Origin of the sequence: Bariatricus sp. HCP28S3_D3 (assembly GCF_052065755.1) — a bacterium.
In the GTDB taxonomy this organism is placed as follows: Bacteria; Bacillota; Clostridia; order Lachnospirales; family Lachnospiraceae; genus Allocoprococcus.
Genome location: NZ_JBQHTK010000013.1, coordinates 19,338 through 32,317 on the forward strand (window position 1 = coordinate 19,338; position 12,980 = coordinate 32,317).

The following is a 12,980-nucleotide window of genomic DNA, read 5'->3' on the forward strand; positions in this document are numbered from 1 at the left end:
TTCTAACGTGCACCTTTGTCGTACGGGATTCCTTCCGCTTTCGGTGCCCTGGATTTCTTCGAAACAAATACCAGCACAACCAGAGATATAATATATGGAAGCATGTTATACACCGTGCTCGGCAGCTTCAGCGCTACCAGAAGATCAAATCCTGTATAAACATTGGAAAGCGCACGGAACAATCCGAACAAGAGCGCTGCAAGTCCGATATTGACCGGTTTCCACTGTCCGAAGATCATAACTGCCAGAGCCAGGAATCCGAAGCCCGCAACACCATTTTCAAATTTCCATTCACTGACACCTGCGGTGATATACACCAGACCGCCAAGTCCGCCAAGAGCACCGGAGATCAGAACGCCCGCATACCGCATTTTATATACATTGATTCCCACCGAATCCGCTGCCTGTGGATGTTCGCCACATGCGCAGAGTCTAAGACCGAATTTTGTCTTATAGAGAACCACATATGCCGCGATCAGCACCAGCAGTGCGATCAGCATAAACCAGTTAAATTCAAATTTCCCGATATTTACAATAAACGCTTTCTTCGCATGTCCATAGGCAACCGTTGAAGATACATTATCTGCATTTTCCGCCGTATTGATTGCTCTTACAAGTACAACCGCAACCGCCGGTCCCAGAAGGTTCAGCGCAGTTCCAACCAGCGTCTGGTCTGCCTTAAACCGGATCGCCGCAACGCCAAGAAGCAGAGAGAAAATCATTCCGATCACCACACTGGCCAGGATTACAAGCAGAATCACAGCCGGAGCTGCTGTCCCTGACGGAAGGAATTTCATCATGAGCGCCCCGCCAAGTGCTCCCATAACCATGATGCCTTCCAGACCGATATTGATAACACCACTATGTTCGGAGAAACAACCTCCAAGTGCCACCAGCACCAGAACAGAAGCAAATATTAATGTATACTGAATCAATAACAACATTATGCTTCGCCTCCTTCCTGTTCTTTTGCGGCGCGCTTTTCATCCCGCTTGTCCAGATATCTGTTAAGCCAGATTTTGAAGAAAAGCACAAAGCCGCACATGTAAATGATGAATGCCGAAATCAGATCCGAAATCTGCGAACAGTACATCGTCTTATCCACATAGGTTCCACCGCTGGTAATATGCTGGATAAAATAAGATGAGAATATCGTTCCGATCGGATTCAGTCCGCCGAGGAACGCAGCCGCTATTCCGTTAAATCCCATAGCCGGAACACTGGTCTGCTGTACCATCCACTGCTCGATCCCACTCAGATAGAAGATCCCCGCTCCGAGCCCCGCAAGTCCTCCTGCGATCATCATCGTCAGGATCGTATTGCTCTTCTCATGCATACCGCAGTATTTCGCAGCCTGCTTGTTCAGACCGGTAGCTTTAAGCTCATATCCGAATTTCGTCTTCTCCATAACGATCCACACTACGATTGCGATGAGCACCGAAAACACGATTCCGATCGTCACGAACTGATTGTTGGAAAACAATTTATCCAGTCCCATCGTCGGAAGCAGCGCATCCTTATTCACACTGGAAAGCGGCCGCGTATACGGCGTGGACTGCTCTTTTACACCAGTCAAAAGCATATTCACACAGTAAAGCGAGGTCCAGTTCAGCATGATACAGGAAATAACTTCATTTACATTAAAATATGCTTTCAACGCACCGGAAATCCCCCCGACAATTGCCGCCGCAAGCATGGCCGCAAGCAGGCATATATACCATGGCATATCGAATTTCAATCCGAAATAGAGACAGGCGCCGGCACCAACTACATACTGACCGGCCGCACCGATATTAAATAATCCCACTTTATATGCAAAAAGTACCGATAATGCACACATTAAAAGTGCTGAAGCCTTTACCAGTGTCGTTCCCAGATATTTTTTTGCCGCCACCGCACTCGGATAATATAAAAAGTTCTTCAAAATAGCAACAATTGCTTTTCCTGCCCCTTTCGGGTTGATGATCAGAAGTACAATATAGCCGATCAGGAGACCAATGATAATACAGAGCAATGACGCCAGAATTGTCTGAAAACCGTTGTTCCTTAAAATACTTTGCTTCTTTTTCGGTTTCTTATCCATTGATTATGCCTCCTTTCTCTTAGAACCGGCCATATAGAGTCCCAGTTCTTCCACCGTAACATGTTTCGGATCGAATTCCCCTACGATTTCCCCTTCGTACATAACCAGAATTCTGTCCGAAACATTCATAACCTCATCCAGTTCCAGGCTTATGAGCAGAACGCCTTTCCCGGCATCTCTTTGTGCCACCAGTTCTTTATGCACATTCTCAATCGCTCCTACATCCAGTCCGCGGGTTGGCTGTACCGCTACCAGAAGTTCCGGATTCTTATCGATCTCCCGGGCTATGATCGCCTTCTGCTGATTGCCGCCGGACATGGATCTGGCTTTCGTGACCGGTCCCTGACCGGAACGGATGTCGTACTGTTCGATCAGATGCTCTGCATACTCTCTTATTTCTTTCCGTTTCAAAAATCCAAATTTGCTCGTGAACTGTGGTTCGAAATATCTCTGAAGAATCAGGTTGTACTCCAGAGAATAATCCAGAACCAGCCCATGTTTATGACGGTCTTCCGGGATATGGCTCATACCGGAAGTCAGACGTTTCCGAATCGGCATATGAGTGATATCCACCCCGTTCAGGGTGATCGTACCGCCGGTCACCGGTTCGAGTCCGGTAAGCCCATAGACAAATTCAGTCTGACCGTTTCCATCGATTCCTGCAATGCAGACGATCTCACCTCTTCGAACCTGCAAAGATACCTGATTGACTGCATTATTCTTATGCCGCTTTGATGCCACCGTCATTCCCTGAATATCAAGTAATACTTCCTTCGGTTCAGCCGGCTTCTTTTCTACTACAAAATTAACATCCCGGCCTACCATCATCGCAGAAAGCTTCTCCGGTGTCGTGTCTTTGATATCTACCGTACCAATATATTTTCCTTTTCTCAGTACACTGCAGCGGTCTGCCACCTGCATAATCTCGGCAAGCTTATGAGTAATGAAAAGAATACTCTTTCCTTCTGCAGCCAGATTTTTCATGATCGTCATCAACTCCTGGATCTCCTGCGGTGTCAGCACAGCAGTCGGCTCGTCGAAGATCAGAATCTCATTGTCACGATACAGCATTTTCAGAATCTCTGTTCGCTGCTGCATACCAACGGTAATATCCTCGACCAGTGCATCCGGATCCACTGAAAGTCCATACCGCTCCGAAAGTTCCATAACCTTCTTTCTTGCCTCGGCTTTCTGAAGAAAACCTCCCTTGGTGGTCTCCACCCCCAGAATGATATTATCCAGAACGCTGAAACACTCAACCAGTTTAAAATGCTGATGCACCATTCCGATTCCCAGATCATTAGCATCATTCGGATCGTTAATGGTAACTTTCTTCCCGTCTTTGTGAATCTCGCCCTCCTCCGGCTGATAAAGACCAAAGAGTACGCTCATTAATGTGGACTTTCCTGCACCATTTTCTCCCAACAAAGCATGAATCTCACCTTTTTTCAACTGTAAAGTAATATTATCGTTTGCAATGATTCCCGGAAAACGCTTCGTAATATTCAGCATCTCAATTGCATACTCTCCCATCCTTTACACACCTCCTGTCATTGATTATCCTTTCCCTATTTTAAAAGGGAGCGGACCACCGCCCACTCCCCTTGCAGTTTCAGTTACATTTATTTAATGCTGCCGTAGTCATTAACTTTGATTGTCGTTGCCGGCATTGCCGTAATATCATTGGATACGGTAATTTCTCCAGAGTACATTGACTTCACGAGTGTGCGATAATCATCCTCTGTAAATCCGTCGCCCCACTGTGTGCTTTCAAGCGGAAGCTGAACATAGTTTTCTTCCGGATTTTCGGAAACCAGACCAAGATTATCGATCTTGCCTGCGTAGTCACTCCATTTGCCACCCTTAATATCTGTAAGAACCGTATTAACCGTTGCAGCAAGTCCCTTCATAGCAGAAGTAACTGTGATTCCTTCGCCGTATGCATCAATCGTAGGAGCCTGATCAGAGTCAACACCAATCACTTTACCTCCGGTCTTCACTGCTGCTTCGACTGCGGATGTCCAGATACCGCCGCCGCAGGCAAATACGATTTCCACATTCTTTGATCCATACCAGGTATCCATGTAAGCTGTGATATCAGCATCGCCATAGAACTGTCCACCGCATACATACTCGATTTCAATCTGATCTGCGATTCCAAGTTCTTCTGCCGCAGCGTTAGCTCCCTGCACATATCCGTATCCGAAACGTGTAACCGCCGGCACTGCCATACCGCCGAGGAATCCAAGGTGCTTATAACCTAATTTAACAGCTGCGTATCCTGCCATATATCCGGAAAGTTCCTCCTGATAGGTACAGCAGTAAACATTATCTGTGTTATAGTAATCTGCTACGTTGTAGTCGTCCGGATTGTAAGTGTATCCTTCTCCAACGCCCTTCTCACAGATATCTCCTGCTCCAACATCCAATGCAACAAATTTTACATCCGGATAGTTTTCAGACTGAGCAACTACCGTTCCTGCGAACATATATCCCGGCATAACAACGACATTTGCGCCATCAGCCACTGCCTGATCTACACTTGCGTTTCGCGCTTCATCCGAATCGCTCTCCGGCTTGTAGTAATTGAATTCCACATCGTTCTTTTCGCTCCAGGCTTTACAGCTCTCATATGTTGTCTGATTAAAGCTCTGATCTGTAATATCTCCGGAGTCGGTGATCATGGCAATCTGCATGTTTTCACCGGAAGTATCCTCTTTCTTTCCTCCGTCTGTACTACTGTCTGATGAGCCGCCGCATGCTGCCAGTGAAAATGCCATCATACCTGCAAGTAACACTGCAATAAGTCTCTTTTTCATAAAAACAGTTCCTCCTTCTTATTCATTGTTATTTTTGCCCTTTTGTCTTTCTTTATTCCGGTATCAGAAACACCCGGAACTGACAATCTTGTAGTAATTATGACATATGTCTCGATAATATCATAGGACTTGAGTCTCTTTTTTTGAAAATATTTTGCATTTTGTCGCAAATAGACATTTTTCCGCTTTGTTATTTATGCATTTTTTACAGTTCGTTTTTTAACCAAAAAGGATTTTGTCCCTTTTTGGAACTATCAACGCTTCTAACTTAAAAGGGCCGCCGAACCTCTTTGGAATATACATGGCAAAAAGCGGACAGCTTACGCTGTCCACTTTCCCCTTAATGACAAATTTGCTCTATTCTTCTGCATCGTCTGCCTGTAATACTTCTTCGTATTTTTCAAGAATCAGTTTCTGAATACGCTCTCTCGTCCCGGAATTAATCGGATGTGCGATATCACGATATTCTCCATCCATCGCTTTCTTACTTGGCATTGCGATGAAAAGTCCTTTTTCGCCTTCAATTACTTTGATGTCATGAACAACAAACTCTTCATCCATTGTAATTGACACAACTGCTTTTAACTTTCCTTCCTTCGCTACCTTCCTCACGCGTACATCTGTGATTTGCATTTTTCTAGCCCCTTTCTCCAGTAATGCATACGACTAACCCTCTGGTCCTTATAATGCATACCTCTCGTTCTTTTCTACTACTACCTTCACACCATTTTCTCCAACGTGGCGCGTATTTGCCCGAATTGTGTCGCGACTTTCTACGATACAGTTTTCTATGTATGTATTATCCCCCAGATAAACATCATTCAGAATGATCGAATTCTTAATCACACAATTATTTCCGACAAATGCTTTCTTAAACAGAATGGAATTTTCCACTGTACCGTTGATGATACATCCGCTGGAAATCAGACTGTTCTTCACAACGGATCCCGGGTTATACTTTGCCGGCGGCAAATCTGTAACTTTTGAATAAATATCTGGGTGTTGTTTAAAGAAATAATTTCTTACTTCCGGTTTCAGGAAATCCATATTCGTCTTATAATAAGCATCTACTGTTGAAATATTGCTCCAGTAGCTATTTATTTTATAACCGTATATCTTCTTCAGATTCTTGTATCTGATCAGGATATCCGTTACAAAATCATGTCTCTCTTCTTCGGCGCTCCGTTCAATCAGTTCAATGAGCTGCCTTCTGCGGATCACATAAATTCCGGTCGAGATCGTCGTCGCATTCGTGATCATCGGCTTTTCTTCAAACTCCTGGATCCGCATAGTCTCGTCCATTTTGACCGTACCGAAACGTGTCGGATCCTCTCCCGGATCCAGATCCTTGCAAACCACTGTAATATCGGCCTTCTTAGCGATATGATATTCCAGCACTTTATTATAATCCAGTTTATAAACGGCATCACCGGACGTAATGATCACATACGGCTCATGACACCTTTTCAGGAAATCGAGATTCTGGTAAATAGCATCCGCCGTTCCACGATACCAATATCCGTTATCCGCCGTTATGGTCGGCGTAAATACATAGAGTCCTCCCTGTTTTCTTCCGAAATCCCACCATTTGGAGGAATTCAGATGTTCGTTCAGTGAGCGGGCATTATACTGTGTCAATACTGCTACCTTCTGTATATGAGAATTCGACATACTGCTGAGTGCAAAGTCAATACACCGGTAGCTGCCTGCGATCGGCATCGCTGCCACCGCACGTTTCTGGGTAAGTTCACGCATCTTGTTGCTGTTTCCGCCCGCTAAAATAAGTCCTACCGCTTTCATGATCTGTCACCCGCCTTTACTAATGCTCCGCCGCTTTCAAGAACGCCGTTTTCATAATCTTCCTTCATCGTAACTCCACTGATTGCAGTGTTTTTACCAATCTGGACACCGGACGGAATGACCGAGTTTTCTCCGATCGTCACAAGTCCGGAATTGTAAATATCGGGTCTGAGGCAGTTCGGTGCCTCACTTCCGATTCCCATTGTAACATTATCACCAACCGTGACATTCTCCGCAATAATGACCTTGTCCACCACGCAGTGTTCACCGATCGTTACATCTTTCATAATGATCGAGTCACGCACCACCGTGCCCTTTCCGATCGTGACACCGGAACTGATCACACAATTGCGCACTTCTCCGTAAATCTCCGCACCGTCACCGATGATGCTCCGTTCAATGACAGACTGATCTGAAATGTATTGTGGCGGAATAATATCACTGTTTGTATAAATCTTCCAGAATTCTTCGTATAAATTAAATTCGGGAATGATATCGATCAGCTCCATATTGGCTTCCCAGTAGGAACTGAGTGTACCGACGTCCTTCCAATATCCATTATACTCATATGCGAACAGTCTCTTATCATTCTGATGGCAATACGGAATGATATGCTTGCCGAAGTCGCATCCCGGTTGATCGGAGAGTTTCAAAAGCGCATCCTTCAATACCGGCCAACTGAAAATATAGATACCCATGGATGCAAGATTACTCCGTGGATGTTCCGGTTTCTCCTCAAATTCCGTGATTCTGTTATCATCATCTGTAATAACGATTCCGAAACGGCTTGCCTCCTCAAGCGGAACCGGCATTGCCGCGATCGTCACATCCGCATGGTTCTCTTTATGGAAATCCAGCATCACCTCATAGTCCATCTTATAAATGTGGTCACCGGATAAGATCAGCACATAATCAGGATTAAAGGTCTCCATATAATCCAGATTCTGGTATATCGCATTAGCCGTTCCCGTATACCATTCACTGTTGCTGCTCTTTTCATACGGTGGTAGAATCGATACCCCTCCAATATTACGATCCAAGTCCCAAGGAATTCCGATTCCTATATGTGTGTTGAGTCGTAAGGGCTGATATTGAGTCAATACTCCTACGGTGTCAATTCCCGAGTTGATGCAGTTGCTAAGCGGAAAATCGATAATACGGTATTTTCCTCCGAAAGCCACAGCCGGCTTGGCTACCTTGGCAGTCAGTACTCCGAGTCTGCTTCCCTGACCTCCCGCGAGTAACATCGCTATCATCTCTTTCTTAATCATGTCGTCACCCCTTCTCAGTAATTCTAGTTCTTACATTATAACATATCGCCTTCGTATAGTGAACAATTTTTACAAAAAAAAATCGTTCGTCCCGTTCTTTTTATGAAAATATCACAAAAAGAAATCTCCTGTTTTTTCATATGTAGATTATGATATAATAATTTTACAAAAACCTTTAATATTATTATATGAGAATAGGAAGTGTATTTATGTATAAAATTGATTTTAATCATCCATGCCATGTTCACTTTATCGGAATCGGAGGCATCAGCATGAGCGGACTTGCGGAAATCCTCATGAAAGAGGGATTTACGGTATCCGGTTCTGACAACAAAGAGTCCTCGCTCACGGATCACCTCACCGATAAAGGTGCCGTTATTTTTTACGGCCAGAAGGCTTCCAATATAATCGACGGCATTAATGTCGTTGTTTACACCGCAGCCATTCACGAGGATAATGAAGAATTCATGGAAGCAAAGCGGCAGGGACTTCCGATGCTTTCCCGCGCTGAACTGCTCGGACAGCTTATGACCAATTACGATACGCCCATCGCCGTTTCCGGAACACATGGGAAGACCACGACAACGTCCATGCTGTCACACATTTTTCTCGCCGGAGACATGGACCCCACGATTTCCGTGGGCGGAATCCTCAAGGCGATTCACGGCAACATCCGTGTGGGAAGCTCCGGACTTTTCGTCACAGAAGCCTGCGAGTATACGAACAGCTTCCTGCATTTCTTCCCAAAGATCAGCGTGATCCTGAATATCGATGCCGATCATCTGGATTTCTTCAAGGATCTGGATGACATCCGCCACTCGTTCCGCCTTTTCGCAGAACTCCTGCCGGAAGACGGAACCCTGGTGATCAACGGCGACATCGAAAACCTCTCTTATATTACAGACGGACTTGCCTGTCGCGTTGTGACATTCGGTCGGGAAGCTTCTCTTGATTACAGTGCTTCCGATATTCAATACGATGAACAGGGAAATGCATCCTTTGATCTCATCCGGCACGGGAAACCGTCCGGGCATGTGACATTATCTGTAGGCGGAGAACACAATGTTTATAATGCGCTTTCCGCCATTGCTGTTGCGGATCTCCTGGGCGTATCAGCAGAAACGATACAGGAAGGCCTCCTTTCCTTCCACGGAACAGACCGCCGTTTTGAGTACAAGGGAGAATTTAACGGTATTACCGTGATCGATGATTACGCACATCATCCCACGGAGATCGAAGCGACCCTGAAAAGTGCTGCCCACTACCCGCACAGAGAACTGTGGTGCATCTTCCAGCCCCACACCTACACCAGAACGAAAGCACTGTTCGATGAATTTGCACAGGCACTTTCACACACAGACCATCTGATCCTGGCAGATATTTATGCAGCGCGAGAGACTGATACCCTGGGCATCTCCTCAGAACAGCTTGCCCGTGCAGCCGCCTCTTACGGCTGTGACGCCATCTATCTGCCAAGCTTTGATGAGATAGAAAAATACGTCAGGGATCACTGTCAATCAGGGGACTTGTTGATAACTATGGGCGCGGGAGACGTTGTAAATATTGGGGAAGATCTCTTAAAAGCCTAGTTATCCCCATTATCCCCACAGTTTTATCAACAAAAAACATCAAATTCTCGTAAAATAATTCTTTTTCCTGCCGCAACTTCATGCTATGATTAAATGGCATCAAATTTACGAACATTAAAGGAGCAGGAACATGAGTGCATTGGTTTTGCGTAATCGTTTCCAGGGCAATACGACTCTGGTCGAGAATGAATTTATAGACAATTACATGGCGGCAGCGAACGGCGAATTTGTCAAGATCTATCTCCTCCTGCTTCGTCATATCAATAATCCGGACGTGTCCCTCAGCATTTCCAGGATTGCCGATTATCTTGAGAACACAGAGGGAGATGTTCTGCGCGCATTGAAGTACTGGGAGAAGCAGGGACTTCTGAGGTTGGAATATGATACGGATCAGAATATCATTGGTCTGGATCTGGTATCTCCTTCCGCACCAAATGCCGCACCCCCGGTCAGACCGGAACCGGTGCCCCGTGAAGCACAGAGTACACCCGCACAGGCGGCGCCCGTTTCCAATCCGAAGTCTGTTGTGAACCGCAAGGAATTAAAGCAGATTCTTTTTGTCGCCGAGCAGTATCTTGGCAAGACTTTAAGCCGAACCGATGTGGACACAATTACCTATTTTTATGACACACTCGGCTTTTCTGCTGATCTGATTGAATATTTAATCGAATATTGTGTCGAAAATGGTCATCGGAGTATGCACTATATCCAGAAAGTTGCTCTGTCCTGGGCGGACGAGCACATCACCAGCGTGGAACAGGCGAAGAATACATCCGCGCTTTATAACAAAACATGCTACTCCATTCTGAATGCATTTGGAATCAAGGGCCGCGGACCTGCCGCTTCCGAATTAGAATACATACGCAAATGGACCGCAACCGACGGGATCGATCTGGAACTGATCCTCGAGGCCTGCAACCGTACCATGGCAGCGATTCATCAGCCCAGTTTTGAATACACGGACAAGATCCTTCAGAACTGGCGCAGCAGAAATGTACATACTCTCACCGATGTCCGTGTTCTTGACTCTGCTTACGAACAGGAAAAAAACGCCCAGAAGAAGAATCCGCGCCGCACACCGGTGCAGTCTGCGCCATCCAAATTCCGCAGTTTCGAAGAACGCTCCTATGATATGGACGAATTGACGAAAGAATTACTGCGAAGCAACTAAGAAAGGGAGAATACCGTGCCGTTAACCAATTCGCAATATAATACGCTGATGCGTATCTATGAAGAGAAACAGGTACGCAGCCGAGACCGCCTGAATCTTCATTTTGAACGGGTATATGAGGCCGTTCCGGAAATAAAATCCCTGGATGATTCTATTTCCTATTACAGCGTACAACAGGCACGCAAGCTGCTTTCCGGAGATGAAAGTGCTTTGCCTGCGCTGAAGAAACAACTTCATGAGCTTTCCCAGAGAAGGGCACAGCTTCTTGTGGAGAACGGTTTTCCGGCAGATTATCTGGAAGCCACTTACGAATGCCCCGACTGCAAAGATACCGGTTATATCGGTAACCAGAAATGCCATTGCTTTTTAAAATCAATCATTGATTTGTTTTATACTCAGTCGAATCTAAAGGGAATTCTTGAGCATGAGAATTTTGACACTTTTTCATTCGACTATTATTCCAAAAATTATATAGATCGTTTGTCCGGACAGACTTCGCGGGCTCTTGCCGAAAAAGCCTACTTTGAGTGTATGAATTTCATCCGCAATTTCGATACCGCCCATGAAAATCTGCTTCTGTTTGGCACTACCGGAATCGGAAAGACGTTTCTCTCCCACTGTATTGCCAGAGAAATCATGCAGTCCGTACATTCCGTTCTTTATCTGACTGCCAGCGAACTTTTCGATTCGCTGCTTGACAAAACCCTGAATAAAACTGACGACAGTCAGTTATTATATGAACAGATTCAAACTTGCGATCTGCTGATTATTGATGACCTGGGAACGGAACGCAATACCGATTTCGTCGTTTCCCAGCTGTTCGTGTGTCTGAATGACCGTATTCTGAATAACCGCTCCACGATCATTTCCACGAACCTCACCCTTGAAAAGATTAAGTCCAACTATACGGAACGGACTTTTTCCCGTATCAGCAATCATTACAAAATTCTTCGCCTTGCCGGCGATGACATTCGTATTCAAAAAAAACTAATGAACAGGGAGGAACTCTAAATGTTACACCGCAAAGAACGTATTCTTGACAATATTCCGGTAGGGTCACTCGGCATTATCGCCGTTGACGGCTGTCAGGAAATGGGCGCCCGCGTAAATGACTACCTGGTAAGATGGCGCAAAGAGGACGAAAGTGCCAACAAAGATCATATTGTTTTCAACGGATATGAGAAGGATACTTATCTCATTGATGCAAAGGTTCCACGTTTTGGTTCCGGAGAAGCAAAAGGAATCATTGAAGAGTCCGTAAGGGGAATGGATCTCTATCTGATGGTTGATGTCTGCAATTATAGTCTCACCTACTCCTTGACCGGTAATATCAATCATATGTCTCCGGACGATCATTTCCAGAATCTAAAGCGTATTATCGCTGCTGTAGGTGGAAAAGCCCGCAGATTGAATGTTATTATGCCTTTCCTCTATGAGAGCCGCCAGCATAAGAGAAGCGGACGCGAATCACTGGACTGTGCTCTTGCGCTGCAGGAACTGGTCCGCATGGGCGTTGACAATATCATCACATTTGATGCACACGATCCCCGTGTACAAAACGCAATTCCACTCAGTGGTTTCGAGACGATACGTCCGACTTATCAGTTTGTGAAGGGTCTATTAGATAACGTAAAGGATCTTCAGATCGACAGTGAACATATGATGGCGATCAGCCCGGATGAAGGCGCCACCGAACGTGCAATCTACCTTGCGAACGTACTTGGTCTTGATATGGGTATGTTCTACAAGCGACGTGATTATACCCGCGTTGTGGATGGCCGCAATCCGATTGTCGCACATGAATTCCTTGGCTCTTCTGTGGAGGGAAAAGACGTCATTATTCTGGATGATATGATTTCTTCCGGCGACAGCATCCTCGATGTAGCCGGACAGCTCAAGGCAAGAAAAGCAAAACGAATCTATGCGGCTGCTACCTTCGGTCTCTTTACAAACGGTATGGGTAAATTTGACAAAGCATACGAAGACGGTCTGCTCGATGGTGTTCTGACAACTAACCTGATCTACCAGTCACCGGAGCTTTTAAGCCGTCCATATTACATCAACTGTGATATGAGCAAATACATCGCTCTTGTAATTGACACCCTGAATCACGACGGATCTATCAGCAGTATTCTTGATCCAAGCGAACGTATTCAGAACATTGTTCAGAAATACAAGAATGGGGAAGATTTCTAAATTTTAATATAGGTATTCCTTATCACAAAAGGCTGTGTGAAAAACTATTGT

11 protein-coding genes are annotated in these 12,980 nt (G+C 45.4%); 4 read left to right on the forward strand and 7 right to left on the reverse strand.

Annotated features, from left to right (window positions below):
* Positions 1–2 precede the first annotated feature (2 nt).
* The 7 genes from ACTNB3_RS09655 to ACTNB3_RS09685 form a co-directional block, all read right to left on the reverse strand.
* Positions 3–944 (reverse strand): ABC transporter permease, encoded by a 942-nt coding sequence (locus tag ACTNB3_RS09655; protein WP_427807485.1) that lies wholly within the window; start codon positions 942–944, stop codon positions 3–5.
* Positions 944–2,083: an ABC transporter permease gene (locus ACTNB3_RS09660; protein WP_441025281.1), complete on the reverse strand. Its 1,140-nt coding sequence runs from the start codon at positions 2,081–2,083 to the stop codon at positions 944–946. Before ACTNB3_RS09660 ends, ACTNB3_RS09655 begins: the two co-directional genes overlap by 1 nt.
* A 3-nt stretch (positions 2,084–2,086) precedes the next feature.
* The gene (locus tag ACTNB3_RS09665) at positions 2,087–3,616 is read right to left on the reverse strand and encodes an ABC transporter ATP-binding protein (protein WP_427819546.1); all 1,530 of its coding nucleotides are present in this window, start codon (positions 3,614–3,616) and stop codon (positions 2,087–2,089) included.
* Positions 3,617–3,705: 89 nt separating this feature from the next.
* Positions 3,706–4,902, reverse strand: coding sequence for a BMP family lipoprotein (locus ACTNB3_RS09670; protein WP_427807490.1), 1,197 nt, complete (start codon positions 4,900–4,902; stop codon positions 3,706–3,708).
* Positions 4,903–5,259: 357 nt separating this feature from the next.
* A complete protein-coding gene (gene spoVG, locus ACTNB3_RS09675) occupies positions 5,260–5,535 on the reverse strand; it encodes a septation regulator SpoVG (RefSeq protein WP_427807492.1) in 276 nt (91 codons plus the stop codon).
* 48 nt (positions 5,536–5,583) lie between these two features.
* Positions 5,584–6,702, reverse strand: coding sequence for a glucose-1-phosphate adenylyltransferase subunit GlgD (gene glgD / locus ACTNB3_RS09680; protein WP_427807494.1), 1,119 nt, complete (start codon positions 6,700–6,702; stop codon positions 5,584–5,586).
* Positions 6,699–7,973: a glucose-1-phosphate adenylyltransferase gene (locus ACTNB3_RS09685; RefSeq protein WP_427819543.1), complete on the reverse strand. Its 1,275-nt coding sequence runs from the start codon at positions 7,971–7,973 to the stop codon at positions 6,699–6,701. Before ACTNB3_RS09685 ends, glgD begins: the two co-directional genes overlap by 4 nt.
* 209 nt (positions 7,974–8,182) lie before the next feature.
* On the opposite strand from ACTNB3_RS09685, the gene murC reads away from it, so the two are divergent.
* From murC to ACTNB3_RS09705, 4 genes are all read left to right on the forward strand, one after another.
* Complete coding sequence (gene murC, locus ACTNB3_RS09690; RefSeq protein ID WP_441025282.1) at positions 8,183–9,562, forward strand: UDP-N-acetylmuramate--L-alanine ligase; 1,380 nt, start codon at positions 8,183–8,185, stop codon at positions 9,560–9,562.
* Positions 9,563–9,692: 130 nt separating this feature from the next.
* Entirely contained in the window at positions 9,693–10,733 is a 1,041-nt protein-coding gene (locus ACTNB3_RS09695) for a DnaD domain protein (RefSeq protein ID WP_427807500.1), read from the forward strand.
* Positions 10,734–10,748: 15 nt separating this feature from the next.
* A complete protein-coding gene (locus ACTNB3_RS09700) occupies positions 10,749–11,744 on the forward strand; it encodes an ATP-binding protein (RefSeq protein WP_427819541.1) in 996 nt (331 codons plus the stop codon).
* Positions 11,745–12,929 (forward strand): ribose-phosphate pyrophosphokinase, encoded by a 1,185-nt coding sequence (locus ACTNB3_RS09705; RefSeq protein WP_427807504.1) that lies wholly within the window; start codon positions 11,745–11,747, stop codon positions 12,927–12,929.
* Positions 12,930–12,980: the final 51 nt, after the last annotated feature.

Bases quoted from the DNA above. Each gene is read 5' to 3' on its own strand.
- ACTNB3_RS09655 (WP_427807485.1), bottom strand. From the start codon at position 944: ATGTTGTTATTGATTCAGTATACATTAATATTTGCTTCTGTTCTGGTG.
- spoVG (WP_427807492.1), bottom strand. From the start codon at position 5,535: ATGCAAATCACAGATGTACGCGTGAGGAAGGTAGCGAAGGAAGGAAAG.
- ACTNB3_RS09665 (WP_427819546.1), bottom strand. From the start codon at position 3,616: ATGGGAGAGTATGCAATTGAGATGCTGAATATTACGAAGCGTTTTCCG.
- ACTNB3_RS09695 (WP_427807500.1), top strand. From the start codon at position 9,693: ATGAGTGCATTGGTTTTGCGTAATCGTTTCCAGGGCAATACGACTCTG.
- murC (WP_441025282.1), top strand. From the start codon at position 8,183: ATGTATAAAATTGATTTTAATCATCCATGCCATGTTCACTTTATCGGA.
- glgD (WP_427807494.1), bottom strand. From the start codon at position 6,702: ATGAAAGCGGTAGGACTTATTTTAGCGGGCGGAAACAGCAACAAGATG.
- ACTNB3_RS09705 (WP_427807504.1), top strand. From the start codon at position 11,745: ATGTTACACCGCAAAGAACGTATTCTTGACAATATTCCGGTAGGGTCA.
- ACTNB3_RS09685 (WP_427819543.1), bottom strand. From the start codon at position 7,973: ATGATTAAGAAAGAGATGATAGCGATGTTACTCGCGGGAGGTCAGGGA.
- ACTNB3_RS09660 (WP_441025281.1), bottom strand. From the start codon at position 2,083: ATGGATAAGAAACCGAAAAAGAAGCAAAGTATTTTAAGGAACAACGGT.
- ACTNB3_RS09670 (WP_427807490.1), bottom strand. From the start codon at position 4,902: ATGAAAAAGAGACTTATTGCAGTGTTACTTGCAGGTATGATGGCATTT.